The 18745-nt window shown below is 74.0% G+C and carries 16 protein-coding genes; 11 read left to right on the forward strand and 5 right to left on the reverse strand.

Features of this window, described 5'->3' with window-relative positions; translation table 11 throughout:
* Nucleotides 1–38 precede the first annotated feature (38 nt).
* Entirely contained in the window at nucleotides 39–1016 is a 978-nt protein-coding gene (locus tag ACZ6TV_RS37795; protein WP_465303148.1) for an alpha/beta fold hydrolase, read from the reverse strand.
* Between the two features lie 122 nt (nucleotides 1017–1138).
* Between ACZ6TV_RS37795 and ACZ6TV_RS37800 the strand changes: the two genes are divergently transcribed.
* Complete coding sequence (locus tag ACZ6TV_RS37800) at nucleotides 1139–1771, forward strand: acetoacetate decarboxylase family protein (RefSeq protein ID WP_465303150.1); 633 nt, start codon at nucleotides 1139–1141, stop codon at nucleotides 1769–1771.
* On the opposite strand, the gene ACZ6TV_RS37805 is transcribed toward ACZ6TV_RS37800, so the two are convergent.
* Both ACZ6TV_RS37805 and ACZ6TV_RS37810 read right to left on the reverse strand, forming a co-directional pair.
* Nucleotides 1753–3180 carry a flavin-containing monooxygenase gene (locus ACZ6TV_RS37805; RefSeq protein ID WP_465303152.1) on the reverse strand — a complete coding sequence of 476 codons (1428 nt, stop codon included), beginning with the start codon at nucleotides 3178–3180 and terminating at the stop codon, nucleotides 1753–1755. The two genes, ACZ6TV_RS37800 and ACZ6TV_RS37805, sit on opposite strands and share 19 nt — an antisense overlap.
* Nucleotides 3177–3770 (reverse strand): TetR/AcrR family transcriptional regulator, encoded by a 594-nt coding sequence (locus ACZ6TV_RS37810; protein WP_465303154.1) that lies wholly within the window; start codon nucleotides 3768–3770, stop codon nucleotides 3177–3179. Before ACZ6TV_RS37810 ends, ACZ6TV_RS37805 begins: the two co-directional genes overlap by 4 nt.
* Nucleotides 3771–3823: 53 nt before the next feature.
* Between ACZ6TV_RS37810 and ACZ6TV_RS37815 the strand changes: the two genes are divergently transcribed.
* The 10 genes from ACZ6TV_RS37815 to ACZ6TV_RS37860 all read left to right on the forward strand — a co-directional run bounded on the left by ACZ6TV_RS37815 (nucleotide 3824) and on the right by ACZ6TV_RS37860 (nucleotide 17225).
* Nucleotides 3824–4603 (forward strand): alpha/beta fold hydrolase, encoded by a 780-nt coding sequence (locus ACZ6TV_RS37815; protein WP_465303156.1) that lies wholly within the window; start codon nucleotides 3824–3826, stop codon nucleotides 4601–4603.
* 255 nt (nucleotides 4604–4858) lie between these two features.
* Nucleotides 4859–6508 carry a hypothetical protein gene (locus ACZ6TV_RS37820; protein WP_465303158.1) on the forward strand — a complete coding sequence of 550 codons (1650 nt, stop codon included), beginning with the start codon at nucleotides 4859–4861 and terminating at the stop codon, nucleotides 6506–6508.
* Between the two features lie 53 nt (nucleotides 6509–6561).
* Nucleotides 6562–7545 (forward strand): WxL protein peptidoglycan domain-containing protein, encoded by a 984-nt coding sequence (locus tag ACZ6TV_RS37825; protein ID WP_465303160.1) that lies wholly within the window; start codon nucleotides 6562–6564, stop codon nucleotides 7543–7545.
* Nucleotides 7542–8774 (forward strand): hypothetical protein, encoded by a 1233-nt coding sequence (locus ACZ6TV_RS37830; RefSeq protein WP_465303162.1) that lies wholly within the window; start codon nucleotides 7542–7544, stop codon nucleotides 8772–8774. Before ACZ6TV_RS37825 ends, ACZ6TV_RS37830 begins: the two co-directional genes overlap by 4 nt.
* Nucleotides 8761–10110 (forward strand): type 1 periplasmic-binding domain-containing protein, encoded by a 1350-nt coding sequence (locus ACZ6TV_RS37835; RefSeq protein ID WP_465303164.1) that lies wholly within the window; start codon nucleotides 8761–8763, stop codon nucleotides 10108–10110. The genes ACZ6TV_RS37830 and ACZ6TV_RS37835 overlap by 14 nt, the downstream gene beginning before the upstream one ends.
* Complete coding sequence (locus ACZ6TV_RS37840; RefSeq protein WP_465303166.1) at nucleotides 10097–10825, forward strand: ABC transporter ATP-binding protein; 729 nt, start codon at nucleotides 10097–10099, stop codon at nucleotides 10823–10825. The genes ACZ6TV_RS37835 and ACZ6TV_RS37840 overlap by 14 nt, the downstream gene beginning before the upstream one ends.
* The gene (locus tag ACZ6TV_RS37845; protein WP_465303168.1) at nucleotides 10822–13797 is read left to right on the forward strand and encodes an ABC transporter permease subunit; all 2976 of its coding nucleotides are present in this window, start codon (nucleotides 10822–10824) and stop codon (nucleotides 13795–13797) included. Before ACZ6TV_RS37840 ends, ACZ6TV_RS37845 begins: the two co-directional genes overlap by 4 nt.
* Before the next feature lie 11 nt (nucleotides 13798–13808).
* Nucleotides 13809–14441 carry a neocarzinostatin apoprotein domain-containing protein gene (locus ACZ6TV_RS37850; RefSeq protein WP_465303170.1) on the forward strand — a complete coding sequence of 211 codons (633 nt, stop codon included), beginning with the start codon at nucleotides 13809–13811 and terminating at the stop codon, nucleotides 14439–14441.
* A gap of 128 nt (nucleotides 14442–14569) precedes the next feature.
* Nucleotides 14570–15901: a hypothetical protein gene (locus ACZ6TV_RS37855; RefSeq protein ID WP_465303172.1), complete on the forward strand. Its 1332-nt coding sequence runs from the start codon at nucleotides 14570–14572 to the stop codon at nucleotides 15899–15901.
* 94 nt (nucleotides 15902–15995) lie between these two features.
* Entirely contained in the window at nucleotides 15996–17225 is a 1230-nt protein-coding gene (locus tag ACZ6TV_RS37860; RefSeq protein ID WP_465303174.1) for an MFS transporter, read from the forward strand.
* A 3-nt stretch (nucleotides 17226–17228) separates the two neighbouring features.
* Here ACZ6TV_RS37860 and ACZ6TV_RS37865 read toward each other — a convergent pair whose 3' ends face one another.
* Together ACZ6TV_RS37865 and ACZ6TV_RS37870 are read right to left on the reverse strand one after the other, a co-directional pair.
* Nucleotides 17229–17429: a ferredoxin gene (locus ACZ6TV_RS37865; RefSeq protein WP_465303176.1), complete on the reverse strand. Its 201-nt coding sequence runs from the start codon at nucleotides 17427–17429 to the stop codon at nucleotides 17229–17231.
* Nucleotides 17429–18691 carry a cytochrome P450 gene (locus ACZ6TV_RS37870; protein ID WP_465303178.1) on the reverse strand — a complete coding sequence of 421 codons (1263 nt, stop codon included), beginning with the start codon at nucleotides 18689–18691 and terminating at the stop codon, nucleotides 17429–17431. The genes ACZ6TV_RS37865 and ACZ6TV_RS37870 overlap by 1 nt, the downstream gene beginning before the upstream one ends.
* Between the last annotated feature and the right edge of the window lie 54 nt (nucleotides 18692–18745).

The raw sequence follows: 18745 nt of genomic DNA on the forward strand, positions 1-18745 counted from the left end.
GCGGGCCGGGGTGGTCGGGCCTCCGGTCGGCTACCCGGTCAGCTGCCGCTCAGCGTCTGCGTCGCGCCGCTCGTCAGCAGGGACTGGTAGTACGCGCCGCCCGGGTAGTAGGTGGTGGTGGTCGTGCCGGCGACCGCGTCGTCCGCCCACGCGACCGCGAGGGTCTGCAGCGCGGTGACGTTGCCCGGCTGGGAGGTGCCGTTGAGGACCGTGCACAGCCCGTCGGTGCTCGCGCCCTCCGCGTCGCAGTGCGACCCGGTCGTGAGCCGCACGCCGAGGAAGGGCCGGTGCACGTCGTTCGTTAGCTCGACGGTCCCGTTGGCGTTGGAGTTCGCCGTGTACGGCGGGGACGAGATCGCGAAGATCGGCGTGCTGGTCAGGTTGAGGCCGTTGAGCCCGGTGGCCATGTTGGAGCCGATGAAGGACTTCACCGGGTCGAGCAGCTGCACCAGCCGCACCTTCGCGTACTGGCCCGGGTAGGTCGTGCGCAGCCGGTTCGCCACGTACGCGGCGACCTCGCCGCCGGCCGAGTGGCCCGCGATGACGTACGCCGACGGCAGCGCGCTCGCCGGGCGGCCCGCCCTGCTCAGCGCGTTCGCGTAGCTGCGGGCGAGCGCGCCGTTCGCGGTGTTGGCCTGGCCGAGCCAGGCCGCGACGTTGTTCAGGAACGGGGCGTTGTTGCCGAGGTTGCTGACGGTGCAGCCGAAGATGTCGGCGGACGGCAGCGTCGGCGCGAAGACCACGAACCCGGCCGCGGCGTAGTGCTCGGCGAGGTCGGCCATGTTGCCGTTGGAGCGGGAGAAGCCGTGCTGCAGGTACACCAGGCCCTTGAAGGACGCGGCCGGGCCGGCGGGCAGGAACCAGTCCGTCGCCGGGCGGTACGTGAGCCCGGCGCACGAGACGTCGGTGGTGTTGCTGACCTGGGTCCAGGTCGCGGCCTGTGCGGGAGTGCTGGGCAGGCTCAACGCGGCGGCGATGAGGAGGGCGGAGAGGGTGGTCGACCGTTTGGAGAACATCGTGCGCTTGCCTCCTGACGTGTATCGCTGGACGAAACGCTGTTTCCTGAAGAGTGATTAAGCTCCGCTTGTTGGCAGACTGTCAAGAGGCGTAGAGTGCCGTCGTGAAGGGAAGCTCATCGATGTCGTTTCCACCTTCGCCGTGGTCGCTGCGCGGCCGGATGCACGTGTCCGTGTGGACCGTGCCGCTGACCGCCGTGCCCGAGCTGCCGCCGGCGCTGGCCGGTGCGGTGCGGGTGCTGCGCGTCGGCCGGCGCGCGTTCGTCGGCACCGCGTGGGTCGACTACCGGCCCGGCGGCGTGCTCAGCTACCGCGAGCTGCTGTCCGCCGTGCTGACCCGGGCGGGCTGGCGCCCACGGGTCACGATCACGCACATCTGGGTCGACAGCGTCGCGTCCCGGGACGGCGGGCGGGCGCTGTGGGGCATCCCGAAGGACCTCGCCGACCTCGAGATCTCCGACGCCGGCCCGGCGTCGGCCGCGACCGCCGGCGGGCCGATCGCGTCGGCGACGCTGCCGCGCGGCGACGGGCTGCCGCCACGGCTGCCGGCCGGCTTCCGCGTCGTGCAGGACCTCGCCGGGCGGGCCGTGACGACCCCCGTGCGCTCGACCGCGCGCTACGGTCCGGCCCGCGTCGCGTGGAGCATCGCGCCGGACGGTCCGCTGGGCTTCCTCGCCGGGCGGCGGCCGCTGCTGTCGTTCGTCGCCGGCGACTTCCGGATGCGGTTCGGCACCGCTCAGCGCGTCACGGTGTAGTCCGCCTCGTCCAGTCGTGCGGTCCGCGCGGCGTACTCGCCCGCCATCCCCGGCCAGTTGGTGACGACGCGGCCCTCGCCGGTGCGGTACCAGCTGTCGCAGCCCATCCAGACGCTGCCGGCCAGGCGCCGCTGCATCTCCGCGTCGAACGCCGCCGCGACCTCGGCCCGCACCTCGACCGGGCCGGCGGCGGCGAGCAGCCGCACCGCCTGCACGATGTAGCGGGCCTGCGCCTCGTGGAAGTACACCACCGACGTGTTGCCGGTGTTGGTGTTCGGCCCGTACATCAGGAACATGTTCGGGAAGCCCGGCACCGCCATCCCCAGGTGCGCGTAGGCGCCGCCGCGCCACTCGTCGCGCAGCTCGCGGCCGGCGCGCCCGACGATCCGCGCCGGCGCCAGGAACTCGGTGGCCGCGAAGCCGGTGCCGTACACCAGGACGTCGCAGCCGTGCGTGACACCGTCGTCGGTCCGGACACCGCCGCTGGTGACCCGCGCGATGCCGGCGGTGACCAGGTCGACGTCGGGGCGGCGCAGGGTCCGGAACCAGTCGCCGGTGAAGAGCACCCGCTTGCAGCCCATCGCGTAGCCGGGCGTGACGGACGGGCGGATGCCGCGCGCCTGCACCGCCCGCTGCGCGCTGGACAGCGCCCACACCGCGAGCCGTGCCGGGCGGTTGCCCGTCACCGCCTTGCCGGTCACGACCGTCAGCAGCCACGTGCCGGCGCGGGCGGCCCGCATCACCGCCGGCGCGCGCCGGTTGAGCGCCCGCCGCCACGCGCCGTAGCGCCGGTTCGGCTTGGGCAGCGTCCACGGGGCGGTGCGCTGGAAGACGGTGACGTGCCCGGCGAGCGGCGCGATCGCCGGCACCAGCTGGATCGCGCTCGCCCCGGTGCCGATGACGCCGACCCGTTTGCCGGTGAGGTCGACGGCCGGATCCCAGTGCGCGGTGTGCATCGCCGGACCGGCGAAGTCCTGCACGCCCGGCAGCGCCGGGACCGCCGGCCTGGACAGCTGGCCCATCGCCGGGATCAGCACGTCGAACTCGTCGGTCCCGCCGCCCGCGTAGGTCACCCGCCACCGCGTGCCGGTCCACGCGGCGGCGGTGACCTCCGTGCCGAGCCGCAGGTGCGGCTCCAGGCCGAAGTCGCGCACGCAGCGGCGCAGGTAGTCCAGGATCTCCGGCTGCGGCGGGAAACGCTGCGACCAGTCCGGGTTGAGCGCGAACGAGAACGAGTACAGCGGCGCCGGGATGTCGCACGCGCACCCCGGATACGTGTTGTCGCGCCACACCCCGCCGACACCCGCGGCACGGTCCACAATGGTCAGATCGGTGAAACCCGCCTGCCGCAACAGATGCGCGACGGCGACTCCGCCGAAACCGGCGCCGATGACCAGGATCCGGGTCACAGCACCTTCTCCACGAGGGTGATGAGCGTGGTGGCCAGCAGCCGGTGGACCTGCTCCCGGCTGAGCACGCCGCGCTCCAGCCACTCCCGCGCGGTGGCCTTGGCGAGCCCGCAGTAGGCCCGGACCATCGCCCGCTGCTCGTCGCGGTCGTCCCGCTCGCCGCCGAGGCCGACCGCGACGAGGATGCTGTCGGCGGCGATGTCGTCGGCCTCCCGCAGCACCCGCTCGATGTCCGGGTCCCGGCCGACCCCGCCGCCGTCGACCGCGGCCAGCCACGACGTGCTGTGCCGGGACACCACGTCGAGGAACCAGGTGACGCTGGCGTCGACGCGGGTCGCGAGGTCGCCGTCGGGCAGCTGCTCCACGGCGACCGCGGGGATCGTCACCAGGACCCGCACCGCCTCGATGAACAGCCCTCGTTTGGTGCCGAAGTAGTGGTTGATCAGGCCGCGCGCCACCCCGGCCGCCTCGGCGATGTCGGTGGTGGACACCTCCGCGAACGGCCGCTGCCCGAACATCCGCACCGCGACGGCGAGGATCTGCTCCCGCCGCACGTCGGGCTCCAGCCGCCGCCCCCGCTCCGCACGCATGGCAGCCACCGTGCACTGTTGTTGGCTGGGTGTCAACAACGTACGGTGGCCTGGTGACCGAGCTGTCCCACCACCGGTCGGGCACCGGCCCGCCGCTGGTCCTGGTCCACGGCATCGGCAGCCGGTGGCAGCTGTGGGAGCCGGTCCTGCCCCTCCTCCGGTCCCACTTCGACGTGGTCGCGCTCGACCTGCCGGGCTTCGGCGCCTCCCCGTCGACCGGCGCCGCCGGCGTCGGTGCCCTCGCGGACGCGGTCACCCGCTTCGCCGCCGGCGCGTTTCCCGGCATCGTGCGGTTCCACGTCGCCGGGAGCTCCCTCGGGGGTGGGGTCGCGCTGGAGCTCGGCCGGCGCGGCGTGGCCCGGTCGGTCACGGCGTTCGCGCCGGTCGGCTTCTGGGGTCCCGTCTCCCGCCGCTGGTGCCAGGCGTCGGTGACCGGCGCCCGGGTCCTCGGCCGCGTCGCCCGGCCCGCGCTGCCCGCCCTCGCTTCCACGGCGGCCGGCCGGATCGCGCTGTTCGGCCTGTTCTTCGGCCGTCCCGCCCGGCTCGACCCCGCGGTGTGCGTCGCCGACGTCGACGCCCTCGTCGCGGCGCCCGGCTTCACCGCCGCGCGGGCCGCGTTCGCCGGTCACCGGTTCGCGGGCCGCGGTGCCCTGGACCGCGTCCCGGTCACCGTCGCGTGGGGCGCCCGCGACGCGATCCTGCCCGCCTTCCAGGCCCGCCGGGCCGCCGCCGCGCTGCCCCACGCCCGCCACATCCGTCTCGCGGGCTGCGGCCACCTCCCGTTCTCCGACGACCCGGAGACCTGCGCCGCCCTGATCCGCGCCACCGTCTGACGCCCCGTCCGCCCGTCACGGGGCGGCCGCGTCGGCCCGCGGAATCCCAGAAACGGCAGGTTGGCACCGTGTGTGTCCACATTGTGGGACAGGGCTCCGGGTGCAACAGCACCTGTCCGGACGGTTGACAACGGGGGACGCGACTGCCTTCATAGACGTTACCACCGCAGAAACATCGTTCCACTCTGCGAAACGGCGCCTGAAGCGGTGGAGCAGTCCGCCGGAGCGAACACCAGAGAGGAAGCGGCAGATTCGATGAAGATCCCCTCCAGGTTGGCGGCGGGGGCCCTGGGCCTCACCGCCGCCATCGCACTCGGCAGCACCAGTGCCGAGGCGTACGGGCCCGCGGCGAACTCGCTCGGTTGCCGGCTGTACTTCAGCGACGCCGGCACCGGCAGCTCGCCCACGACGTGGAACGACACGTTCGGGCTCACCCAGACGCCGGCCACGCCGTCGCCCGGGCAGACCGTCACCGTCACCTTCACGGCGGTGACCGGACCCAACAACGGTCCGGTCCCGCTGAACGCGGGTGACGTGCCGGTCATCATCAAGGTTGCGCTGGGCGGGTCGCAGTCGGGCACCGTCACGCTCAACATGGCCACCTATCCGACCGCCGCGGCGGCCGCGGGTGCGCCGCTCGGTGCCATCACCGCGACCGGCACGTACGTGGCCGGCCCGGCGGGCGCCGCGTCGCTCACCGTCACGCAGGCCGTGTTCAACAACGCGACCGCCAAGACGTACTGCTCGGGCCCGGGCGACCGGGACCACAAGGCCGCCCCGGCGGCGAGCACCATCGTCGAGAACTACAGCGTGTTCGGCGGCGGCACCAGCATCACCTCGGTCACCGGGCAGAGCGTCACGAGCGCTGCGCGGGCGGGAAACACCATCAACTTCTCCGTCACCGGGCTGGCTCCAAGCGCGACCCTCACCGCGTCGCTGAAGAACGCGGGCGGCGGCGGCACCGCTGAAGGCACCGGCGCCGGCAGCACCGACGCCACCGGAGCGGGCACCGGGACGCTCGTCGTCCCCGCCGGCGCCACCGTCGGGTCCCGGACGCTGTCCGTGTCCGACGGCACCAACACGGTCACCACGCCGATCACGATCCTCGGCGCACCGGCCATCTCCATCACCCCCGGTGGTGGCGGCGCGGGCACGGCGGTCGCGGTCACCGGCACCAACTGGAACCCGGGCAGCACGGTCACGATCCGGGGCTACAAGGCGGGGGCTCCTCCGCCGCCGGCGACCGCTGACGCGGCGGTCACGGTGACGGCGGGTCTCGCCGGCGCGATCAGCGGCTCGTTCACGGTGAACGACCCGACCACCGCCTACATCGGCGCGTCGTCGGGCACCGGGCCGGGCACCCTGTTCGCGGTCGCCACCTGGGCGGCCTCGGCCGACTCCTGCGTGGCGAAGACGGGCCTGGCGACCACCGGCTCCTGCAACCTCACCTACAACCTGTCCCAGACGGTCACGGCGGGCAACCTCGCGATGTCCCGCACGACCGGCTCGGGCAACGTCACGCTGAGCGGCGTCACGCTCAACGGGACCGTCCAGCACGGCACCGGCGCCCTGGCGCCGATCACCGTCACGGACTACCGGGGCAGCACCTTCGGCTGGAGCCTGGTCGGTGCGGTCACCGACTTCACCGGTACGCCGGGCGGCAGCATCGCGAAGGCGAACCTCACCTGGGTGCCGACCTGTGTCGCCGCCCCGGGCTCGACGAACGCGGTGACCGCCACGGCGGGCTCCGCCGGCGCGGTCGACGGATCGACCCTGTGCTCGGCCCCGGCCGACGCCGCCGGCACGGGTGGCGGTTTCGCCGCCGGCGCCGCGCTCGACCTGCAGATCCCGGCCAACCAGCTGGCCGGCAGCTACACCGCGACGCTCACGATCACGCTGAGCTAGCGGCCGGGTGGGGGCCCTGCCGGGCCCCCACCTCTCCAGCCCGAGGAGGACGCATGCGGTTCAAGGTCGTGGCGGCCGTCGCCGCCCTGGCACTGGGGGCGGTGCCGGCACCCGCCCACGCGGCCGACAACGGCGAGTGGTCCGTCAACCCCACGCCGCCCGCGCAGGCCGGACCGGCGCCGCGGCTGTACTTCTTCCTCGAGTCGCCGCCGGGCACCTCCGTGCAGGACTCGGTGCGGGTCACCAACCTCGCCGACCAGCCGCGCACGTTCCGCCTCTACGGCGCCGACGCGTACAACACCCCGAACGACGGCGGGTTCGGCCTGCGGACCGCCGACGCCGCGAACGTCGACGTCGGCGCGTGGACGCGGGTCGGCGCCGCGACCGTGACCGTGCCCGCGAAGTCGCAGGCGGACGTCCCGTTCGTCATCACCGTGCCGGCCAACGCCACCCCGGGCGACCACGTCGGCGGGGTCGTCGCCATGGAGGAACAGCCGGGCGCCACCACGAAGCAGAACGGCGTCGACGTCACCGTCCGCCGCGCCGTGGCCGCCCGCGTCTACCTGCGCGTCAGCGGGCCGACCATCCCGGGCCTGCGGGTCGAGCGGGTGACGACCCGCCACGACCAGCCGTGGCTGCCGACCACAGTGGACGGTTCCTACACCTACGACGTCGTCAACACCGGCAACCTGCACCTGCCGCCGACGCTGTCCGTGCGCGTCACCGGCCTGTTCGGCCACCACATCCGCCGGCACGGCACCGCACCGCAGATCGACCTGCTGCCCGGCGCGAAGACCCGGCTCTCCGGCGCCATCAGCGGCGTGTGGCCGTTCGACGTCGTCACCACCTCGGTCACCGTCACCGCCGACGGCGGCGTCTCCGCACGGTCGCAGGACACGACGGTGGTCGTGTCGTGGCCGGCGCTCGCCGTCGCCGCCGCCGGTCTCGTGCTGCTGCTCTGGTACCGCCGGCGCCGCGCCACCGCCGCGACCGCCAAGCCGCGCAGGCGACTGCCCGAACCGGTGACGGTGCGATGAGGCGGACCCTCACCGTCCTGTGCGGACTGGCCCTCGCCGCGCCGGTGTGGCTGCCGGCCGCCCCGGCGCGCGCCGACGGCCTGACCGCGAGCGTCGGCGCCCCGTCGGCGAAACCCGGCACGACACTGCGGGTCACCGGTGCCGGCTGGCCCGCCGGGCAGCTGCTGCAGGTCGTCACGTGCGGCGAGCTCGCCCTGACCGGGTCCGGCGCCTGCGACATGCGCGCCGCGCTCGCGACCCCGGCCAGGCCCGACGGGACGTTCAGCGTCGACATCCGCGTCGGTGACCCGCCCCGCCCCTGCCCGTGCGTCGTGCACGTGGCGCTCGTCGGCACCGGCACCAGCGGGCACGTCGACGTGCCCCTCGACATCCCCGGCCACACCACGGGCCCGGCGCCGGCCGTGGCGGGCACCGTCGCCCGCCTCGACGTGGTCCGCATCCGCCTCGACGGCCGCCCGTCGTGGACGGAGTGGTTCGGCGCCCGCGCCGACCGGACCCTCGTCTACGAGGTCCGCAACCCCGGCGGGCAGAGCCTGCGGGAACTGCCGCTCAACGTCCGCGTCGGCAAGGGCGGCGGGGACCCGGCCGAGGCGCCGCGCTCCGGCGAGATCCGCCCCGGCGAGACCCGCGAGTACCGGGTCCCGGTGACCATCCCGTTCGCGGCGTTCGGCCGGTACCAGGTCCGCGCCGACATCGCCGGGCTCGGCGCCGCCTCGGTCGCCCACGACGCCTACCCGTGGGGGCTCCTGGCACTCAACGGGCTCGGCGTCGCGCTCATCGTGTTCGGCGTCCACCGCCGGCTCAAGGCCCGGCGCCTCGCCGGCGCCCCCGTCCCGCAGAGCGACGACCCGCTGCTGCTGCCGCCCCTGGTCCGGGTACCCGCGCTCGGCGCCGTCCTCGTCTTCGACGACGCGCCCGGCGCGAACCGGCTCCGCCGGCGGGCAACGGCCCAGATCAGCGCCGCGACCCTGCGCGAGCTGCTCGGCGAGCCCGACGGCGACGGCGGCACGGCGATCGTCGACCTCGCCGCCCTCGACGCGGTCCTCACCGGCGGCCGCCCTGCCAAACCGCCGGAGGAGACCACCGGCAGCGCGGCCGTCGTCGACCTCGGGGAGCTCGACGCGTACCTCGCCGGCCACGCGGACGCCGACGACTGGCGGGCCGCCCTGCAGCGGCCACGGAAGAGCCGGCCCGGCCGGCGGAAGGGGAACCCCGATGCGGGTGCATGACCCGTCCCTCGCGCTGCGGGCAGGCATCGCCGCCGTCGTGGCCGTGGTCGCGTTCGCCGGCTGCTCGTCGGTGATGCCCGGCGCGCTCGACGGCCCCGGCGGCGACCAGCAGCTCACCGGCACCGGGCCCGGGGTGACCGCCGACAGCGTCAAGGTCGTGTTCGTCGGCGTCGACCTCAAGGCCACCGCCAGCGTCACCGGCTTCAAGACCGCCGACGCTGGCGACCCGGCCCGCCAGGTCAAGGCGATCGAGACGTGGGTCAACGCCAACGGCGGCATCGCCGGCCGCAAACTCGTCGCCGTCTACCGCAACTACGAGGCCGCCGACGACTCACCGGCCGCCGAGGAACGGCTGTGCAACCAGATCACCCAGGACGACAAGGCGTTCGCGGTCGTGCTCACCGGCCAGTTCCAGAGCAACGCCCGCCCCTGCTACGCGACCCGGCGCACCCTCGTGCTCGACGCCACCCTCGTCGCCAACGACCAGACCACGTTCACCAAGCTCGCACCGTACCTGTGGTCGGCCAGCTACCCGGACTACGACGAGTTCGTCCGCGCGTTCCTCGGCAGCCTGGCGGCCTCCCGGTACTTCGAAGGCGCGGCCAAGGCCGGTGTCGTCGCCGCCGACACGCCCACCAACCGCAGCGCGTACGAACGGCTGGCGGTACCGGAGCTGAAACGGCTCAACGTGACACCGGCGGTCGCCTGGATCGACACCACCGACCTCGGCACCCTCAACGCCGGGCTGAACCAGGCCGCCGTCGACTTCCGGGCCAAAGGCATCGACCGGGTGTTCTTCCTCGGCGGCGCCCGGATGGCGTCGTTCTTCCTCACCGTCGCCGCCGCGCAGAGCTTCACCGCCCGCTACGCGCTGTCCAGCTTCGACAACCCGAGCTTCCTGGTGAACAACCCGGCGACGATCCCGCGTGAGGGTCTGCAGGGCGCGGTCGGCATCGGCTTCAACCCCAGCCAGGACGTCCCCGACAGCGCGTACCCGTTCCCCGGCACCGACGCGGAGAAGGCGTGCCTGGCGGTGTACGCCGCCGACGGGCAGACGTTCGCGACCCGCGAGAACGCCCGCGTCGCGTTCCCCTACTGCGACGCGGCACGGCTGCTGCAGGCCGGCGCCCGCGACCTCGGCGCCGACCTCAACGCGGCCGCCTGGTCACGGGCGGCACGGGCGATCGGCACCGGCTTCAGCCCCGCCACCGGCTTCACCGGACTGCTCGGCCCCGGCCGCTACTCCGCCGCCAACGGCTACCGCTCGATGGCGTACGACAACGGCTGCGGCTGCTTCGCCTACCAGGGCGAGGAGGCCCCCTTTGCCGCCCGCTGACGCGATCGCGTGCACCGGCGTCGACGCCGCCTACGGTCCCGTGCAGGTCCTCTACGGCGTCGGCGTCCGCGTCGCCGACGGCGAGATGGTCGGCGTCTGCGGCCCGAACGGCGTCGGCAAGACCACCCTCGTGCGGGTCCTCGCCGGCCTGCAACGCCCCGGCACGGGCCGGGTGCTGCTCGCCGGCCGGGACATCACCGCCGTGCCCGCCGCCCGCCGCGTCCGCCTGGGACTGTCCACAGTGGTTGGCCAGCAGGCGTTCGGGTCGCTGACCGTCGCGGAGAACCTGCGCATGTACGGCTACACCGTCAGCCGCCGCGACGGGCGCCTGCGCAAGGCCGTCGACGGCGCGTTCGCGGTCTTCCCCCGCCTGTACGAGCGGCGCGACCAACCCGCCTCGACCCTGTCCGGCGGTGAACGGCAGATGCTGGTCCTCGCCAAGACGCTCATCCAGCGCCCGCGGGTGCTGCTCATCGACGAGTTCTCGCTCGGCCTCGCCCCGGTCGTCGTCGGCGGTCTCCTGGAGATGGTCCGCCGGCTCAACCGGCTCGGCACCGCGCTGCTCGTCGTCGAACAGTCGGTCAACGTCGCACTGTCCCTTGTGGATCGGGCGTACTTCATGGAGAAGGGGACGATCGTCGCCGAACACACGTCCGCGGACCTCGCCGGCCGCCCGGACCTCGTCCAGTCGCTGATGCTCGGGGGGCACGCGTGACCCTGCTCGGATATGACTTCGGGCCGGACCGGATCCTGCTGGGACTGTTCACCGGGCTCACCTACGCGCTGCTGGCCGTGGGACTGGTGCTGACCTACCGGTCGAGCCGGTTCGTGAACTTCGCGCACGGCTCCATCGGCGTCTTCGGCGCCGCGGTCCTGGGCCGCCTCGTCGTCGGGGAGGGCCTGCCCTACTGGGTCGCGTTCCCCGCCGCGATGCTCGTCGCCGCCGGTGTCGCGGCCGGTGTCGAAGCGGGCGTCGTGCGCCGGCTCCGGCACCGCTCCCGGGTCATCGGCATGATCGCCACGCTCGGCCTGTCGCAGTTCATCCTCGTCGTGTCGCTGCTGGTGAACCGGCAGGGCGTCAGCGGCGCCACGTTCCCGAAGCCGCCGGGGCTGCCGTCGTTCACCGTCGGGCGGACCCCGGTCGGGCCCGCGTTCACCGCGATGCTGATCCTCACCCCCGTTTTGCTCGTCGCCCTGGCGGTGTTCCTGAAACGGTCCCGGCACGGCCTGGCGATCCGCGCCGCCGCCGACCAGCCGTCCGCCGCGCTCCTCGACGGCGTCGCCGCGCCCCGCATGGCGACCGTCGCGTGGGCGATCGCCGGCGGGATCGCCGCGTTCTCCGCCATCCTCGTCACACCCACCCAGGGCGCCCAGTCGATCGACACGCTCGGCCCGGACCTGCTGCTCAAAGGTCTCGCCGGTGCGGTCATCGCCCGGCTGTCGTCGATCCCCGTCGCGTTCGCGGCGTCGCTGGGCATCGGCGTCCTCGAACAGGTCCTGCTGTCCGGTTCCTCGGGCACCGGTCTGGTACAGGTCGTGCTCGGCGCGACGATCCTCATCGCGCTGCTGCGCCAGCCCCGGCTCGGCCGCCGCGACACCGACGACGGCGGCTGGACCCGCTCCGGCGCGGCGCCGCTGACCGGCCCGTGGCCCGTGCGGCACCTCGGCCGGCTCGTCGCCGCGGCCGGCTTCCTGTTCGCCGCGGCGCTCGCGTACCTGGTGGACAACCAGACCGCGTCGGCGCTGACCACGGTCGCCGGCTTCACGCTCGTCGCGCTGTCCGTCCTCGTCGTCACCGGCGTCGCCGGAGAACTGTCACTGGGCCAGTTCGCGTTCGCCGGCATCGGCGGCGCCGTGTCGGTGCGGGTCGGCGCGGACACCGGCAACTTCTTCGCCGGTGTCGTCGCCGGCTGCGCCGCGGCCGCCCTCGCCGCCGCGGCCGTCGGGGTGCCCGCGCTGCGGCTGCGCGGTCTCGCCCTCGCCGTCACCACCCTCGCGTTCGCGCTCGCCACCAGCGCGTACCTGCTGCGCCGCGACTGGCTGCTCGGCTCCGGCGTCAGCACCCCGAAACCGCGCTGGGCCGGCTACACCCTGGACGTGGCGAAGGACTACTACCTGTTCGCGCTGCTCATGCTCGGCCTCGGCATGTGGCTGACGGCGAACCTGCGCCGCGGCGCGTTCGGCCGCCTGCTGACCGCGCTGCGGGACAACGAGGAGGCCGCGCGGGCGCTGACCGTGTCCGCGCCGCTGCGCAAACTCCAGGCGTACGCGGTCGCCGGCGCCCTCGCGGGCCTCGGCGGCGCGGTCATCGGCCACGGCCAGACCCAGCTGACGGTCAACAGCTTCCCGGCGTCGGCGAGCGTGGACGTCGTCGCGGTCACCGTCGTCGGCGGGATCGGCCTGCTCGGCGGGCCGCTGCTCGGCGCGCTCGTCATCGTCGGCATCCCGTCCTTCGTGGACCTCGGCATCCCGGGCCAGGCGGCGCTCACCCTGGGCTGGCTGCTCGTCGTCGTGCTGCTCCCCGGCGGTCTCGGAGGTGTACTGGTGCGGGCCCGCGACGCCCTCACCGCCCGGTGGTCCCGCCCACCCGCCTCCGAACCGTCCGTTTCGAAGCCGTCCGCTTCCGAGCCGTCTGGTTCCGCGTCGCCTGGTTCCGCGTCGCCTGTTTCCGCGTCGCCCGCCGATGCGCTGCCGCCCACGACGCCCGTGGTGCTGGACCGGCCGGTGGCGGGCCGGCACGCGGCGCCGACCCTGCCCGCCCGGACGGTGCCGTTGCGGGTGCCCGCCGGTGGTGAGCCGCTGCTCGTGGTGCGGGACATCGCGAAGGCGTTCGGCGGGGTCACCGCGGTCAACGGCGTCCACCTCGACGTGACCGCCGGGGAGGTGCTCGGCATCATCGGGCCGAACGGCGCAGGGAAGACGACCCTGTTCGAGATCCTCGCCGGGTTCGTGCCGCCGGACGCCGGGACCGTGACGTTCGCGGGGCGGGACGTCACCCGGGCCACCCCGGAGCGCCGGGCCGGGCTCGGGCTCGTCCGGTCGTTCCAGGACGCGCGGCTGTTCGCCACGATGACCGTCCTGGAGACCGTGATGACGGCGGGGGAGCGCACGGCGCCGAGCCACCTGCTCACCTCCGCGCTGGGCGGTCCCGTCGCCGAACGCCGCAAGGCCGCACGCGCCGCCGACCTCGTCGACCTCATGGGACTGTCCACTGTGGCCGGCTCCCTGGTCGGGAACCTGTCGACCGGCACCCGGCGGATGGTCGAGATCACCTGCCTGCTCGCGCTCGAACCGGCGCTGCTGCTGCTCGACGAGCCGTCCTCGGGTGTGTCCCAGGCGGACGGCGCGGCCCTCGGCGACCTGCTGCTGCGCGTCCACCGGGAGCTCGGCACCACCCTGCTCGTCATCGAGCACGACCTGCCGCTGCTGTCCCGGCTCGCCACCCGCATGCTCGCCATGGAGAGCGGCCGGGTCATCGCCGACGGCACCCCGGACGACGTCCGCGCACACCCGGCCGTCGTGCGTTCCTACCTCGGCACCGACCTCGCCGCCGTCAACCGGTCCGGCACGACCCAGACCCGCGACGACCCGAGCGCGACCCAGACCCGCGACGACCCGAGCGCGACCCAGACCCGCGACGACCCGGGCGCGACCCGGTCGCGCGACCACACGAGCGCTACCACATGAGGAGACTCCCGATGCAACGACGGATCTCGACCCTCGCGGTGCTGACCGCCGCGGCGGTCGCCGGTGTCGTGCCGCTCGGCGCGGCGCCCGCCTTCACCGCCAAGCAGGCCGCGCCCACGCTCACGGTCAGCAAGACGACCGGCCTCACCGACGGCACGTCCGTGACGGTCGGCGGCAGCGGCTTCACCGCGAACCTGAAGCAGATCGCGGTCGGGCAGTGCATCGAGGAGGTGAAGGGCCCGACCGACTGCAACCTCGCCGGCGGCTCCCAGTTCGTCAACGCCGACGCCGCCGGCAAACTGCCGACGGTCACGCTGAAGCTGGCCGCCAAGTTCGGCACCTTCGACTGCACGAAACGCACCTGCGTGATCGCCGCGCAGATCCTCCCGTCCGGCGGCAACGCGGGCGAGATCGCCGCCAACAAGGCGTCGGTGAAGCTCACCTTCGGCGCCGCCGCCCAGCCGACCACCCAGGCCGCGCCGACCACGGCCGCGCCCGAGGCGACCGCACTGCCGAAGACCGGCCCGGGCGACGAACCGTTCGTGGTGCTGCTCGCCGGCTCGGCGCTGCTGACCGTCGGCGTCGGCCTCCTCGTCGTCCTCCCGGCCCGCCGCCGCCGCGCCCGCACCGCGGAAGGGATGTGACCGCCGTGCGCCGTCCTGCGACCGCGGACATGGGTGTGACCGGCCCGCGTGGTCCTGCGGCCGCGGGCGTGGACGTGGACGTGACCGGCGTGCGCCGTTTCGCGGCCGCGGGCAATGGGTTGACCCGCGTGCGGCGTGTCGCGGCCGGGGCGGCTGCCCTGGCGGTCACCGCTGTCGGCGGTCTCGTCGGCGTCGTGACACTCGCCGGGCCGGCCGTGGCCGCGCCGGTCGAGGCGAGCCTCGGCTGCCGGCTGTACTTCAGCGACGCCGGGACCGGCACCTCGCCGACCACGTGGAGCGACACGTTCACCCTCAGCCAGACCCCGGCGAGCCCCGCCGCGGGCCAGACGGTGACCGTGACCCTCGCCGCCGTCGCCGGTGTCACCAACGGGCCGGTGCCGCTCAACGCCGGTGACGTGCCGGTGCGGGTGACCGTCGCCCTCGGCGGCGCGCAGACGGGGACCGTCACGCTCAACCAGTCCGCGTACCCGGCGTCGGCGAAGGCCGCCGCGGTGCCGCTCGGCCCGGTCAGCGCCACCGGCACGTACACGGCGACGGCGGCGGGCACCGTGTCGCTGACCGTGCGGCAGGTCGCGTTCGCCAACAGCACCGCGACGACGTACTGCTCGGCGAGCGGCGACCGCGACCACAAGGCGGCACCGGCGGACACTCCGGTCACCGCGTCGGCCGTCGTGACCCCCGCGCCGTCCGGGTCGGCGAGCGTCAGCGCGTCGGCGAGTGCCAGCGCGTCCGCGAGTGCGAGCGCGTCGGCCAGCACCAGCGCGTCCGCCGGCGCCAGTGCGTCGGCGAGTGCCGGCGCGTCGGAGGCGGCCACACCCGCGGAGACGTTCGGGCCGGCGTCGGTGACGATGAAGTGCAAGACGCTCAGCACGATCCGCGACTGGACCGCGACGCACACCCTGAGCATGTCACCGGCCAACCCCGGCTACGGCGCGAACGTCACCGTCACGTACACCTTCGACAACGGCGGCAAGAACGGCCCCGCGCCGATCACGGCCGGCGACCTCAAACCGACCGCGACCGTGAAGCTCAGCGGCGCGCAGACCGGCACCGTGAAGCTCACCGGCCCCGCCTACGGCGCGATCGCCGCCCAGGCGACGGTGCCCGGCGCGACGCTCACCGGCCAGTTCACCGCCGGCACACCCGGCCTCGTCACGCTCACCGTCGCGGACATCCTGTTCGACCACCCGCAGGTCGACACCGAGTGCAACAACGGCGCCGACCCGGTGACCGGCCCCGCCGACACGACGATCGTCGCGAAGTTCACGGTCAGGTCGACGGCGGCGACCGCCGCGGAGGCCGCCGGGCAGGCACTGCCGAAGACCGGCGACGACGGCATCCTCCCGGTGATCGTCCTGTGGGGCACGGCCCTGCTGCTGACCGGCGCCGGCGCCCTCGTGGTCCTCCCCGCGAGAGCCAGACGCAGGCAGCGGGCGTAGGCAGCCGCCGAACAGGGCCGCCGGCGGCGAGGCTGCATGCGTCGCCGCCGGCACCCGCTCAAGCTGTCCTGAGTACGGGTAGGGTTCCGTCCTCGTGGGCGATGTCGTGGAGAAGGTCGTGCCGGCGCGGCTGGGCGCCGGGTTCCGGTGGCTGCTGGCCTCGTCGTGGACGAGCAACCTCGGCGACGGGATCGCGGTCGCGGCCGGGCCGCTGCTCGTCGCGTCGCTCACGGACAACGCGTTCCTGGTGTCGCTGGCGGCGCTGCTGCGGTGGGCGCCGGCGCTGGTCTTCGCCCTGTACGCCGGGGTGCTGTCCGACCGGCTCGACCGGCGGCGGATCGTCATGGCCGCCGACGCGTTCCGCGCCGTCCTGCTGGTCGCGCTCGTCGCCCTGATCGCCGCCGACCGGCTGTCGGTCGTGGCCGCGCTCGTCGCGCTGGGGCTGCTGACGACGGCCGAGGTGTTCGCCGACAACGCCGCCGCGACGCTCACCCCGACACTCGTGCACCGCGACGACCTCGTGGTCGCCAACGCCCGGCTGCAGGCCGGGTTCATCACCCTCAACCAGCTCGCCGGGCCACCGATCGGCGCGGTGCTGTTCGCCGCCGGGCTGGCGTGGCCGTTCGCCGCCGAGACGGTCCTCGTCACGGCCGGTGTCCTGCTCGTCTCCCGGGTCGTGCTGCCCGCGAAGCCGGCCCCGGAGGCGGGCGACCCGCCGGGCGGGGTGCGGCAGGCGGTCGTCGAAGGGTTCCGCTGGACGATCCGGCACCCGGCGGTGCGGACCCTGTCGCTGACGATCCTCGTCTTCAACGTCACGTTCGGCGCCGCGTGGTCCGTCCTCGTGCTGTACGTGCAGCAACGCCTCGGCCTCGGCGCGGTCGGCTTCGGGCTGCTCACCACGGTCTCCGCCGCCGGGGGGCTGCTCGGCACCGGCCTCTACGGGAGGCTGACCCGCCGCTTCAGCCTCGGCAACATCATGCGGGCCGGGCTCATCATCGAGACCGTCACGCATCTCGCGCTCGCCGTGACGACGTCGGCGTGGGTCGCCTCCGTCATCCTGTTCGTCTTCGGCGCGCACGCGTTCGTGTGGGGCACCACGTCGATCACCGTCCGGCAGCGGGCCGTGCCGGACCACCTGCAGGGCCGCGTCGGCAGCGTCAACACCATCTGCGTCTTCGGTGGTCTCGTCGCCGGGTCCGTCATCGGCGGTGTCCTGGCGACACGCGTCGGCGTGACGGCACCGTTCTGGTTCGCCTTCGCCGGGTCGGCCCTGTTCGTGGTGCTGCTGTGGCGTGAGCTGACCCGGATCGCGCACACCACCTGACACCTAGCCGGCGGCGTGCACCTCGATGACGGCCGCCGGGCAGCGGGTCGCGGCCTCGTACACCGCCTCGTGATGCTCCTGCGCCGGGTGCTCGGCGAGCAGGATCACCACACCGTCGTCGTCGCGCTGGTCGAACACCTCACCGGCGACGAGCGCGCACACACCGGAGCCGATGCACTTGCCGGCGTCCACCTCGACCCGCATCAGACGTCCGCCTTCCCGGCCGGCTCGATCGCGTCCCACGTGACCGGTAGCGTCTCCGGCCCGTACACCGACGTGTCCACCTTGAAGCGGATGTCGTCGAGCGGCACGGCGAGGCGCAGCGACGGGATCCGCCGCGGCAGCGTCGCCAGGACCGTGGTCAGCTCCAGGCGGGCGAGCTGCTGGCCGACGCACTGGTGCGGGCCGTGCCCGAAGCCCAGGTGCGGCCCGGTGGCCCGGCCGATGTCGAGGGTGTCGCCGTCGGGATACAGGCCCGGGTCCCGGTTCGCCGACTGGATGGCCACGACCACGTAGTCGCCGGCCTTCACCGGCTGCCCGGCGATCTCGGTGTCCTCGGTGACCTCACGCAGCAGCCCCGCGCCGACGCCCAGATAGCGCACCAGCTCCTCGGCGGCGACGCCGGCCAGCGACGGGTCCGCACGCAGCCGGTCCAGCTCGTGCGGGTGCTCCAGCAGCGCCAGGAGCCCGTGACCGATCATGCTGGCGGTCGTGTCGTAGCCGGCGATGAGCATCGCGGCGCTCATCATGACCAGCTCCATGTCGGTGAACGGCCGGTCCGTCTGGTCGCTGCGTGCGATCATCCGGCTGATCACGTCCTCGCCGGGGTTCGCCCGGCGGGTCATCACCGTCATGTACAGGTATCCGAACAGCGGCTGCATCGCGCCGGCGACGTCCTCGGCGCTGGACCTGCCGTCGGACAGCGCCTCCGCCGCCGTCTTGAACAGGTGGTGGTCTTCCTTGGGGACGTCGAGCAGGCCGGCGATCACGGCCGTCGTCACCGGGCGGGCGAACTCACCGTACAGATCGACGGGCGTCGTGGCCTGCGCGAGCGCGTCGAGGTGCTCGTCGACGATCTCCTGCACGAGGGGGCGCAGCTGGCCGATCCGCTTCATGTTGGAGACCTCGGGCGCCATGTGCCGCCGGAAGCGCAGGTGCTCCGCGCCGTCCATGCGCGGGAACTCGCCCTCGCCGACGGGGATGTCACCGCCGAAGCCGAGCAGGATGTGCGCGGCCGTGCCGGGCCGGTTGCTGAAGCGCTGCGGGTCGCCGAGCACCTCCCGCACGTCGGCGTAGCGGCTCACCAGCCACGCCTGCACCCCGGTCGGGCAGCCGACCCGGATCACCGGGCTGCCGGCGCGCAGCTGCTCGAACTGCGCCGGCGGGTCGAACGGACAGCCCGTCGCGGCGGGCAACGGCAGCGGCGGCAACGCCTCGGACTGCTGGTTGTGCTGGACAGCTGTCATCGCAACCCCCCGAACGACACGGCAACCGGCATTCACTTTCGTCGAACAGTACCG

The organism is Dactylosporangium sp. NPDC051087, assembly GCF_055586325.1.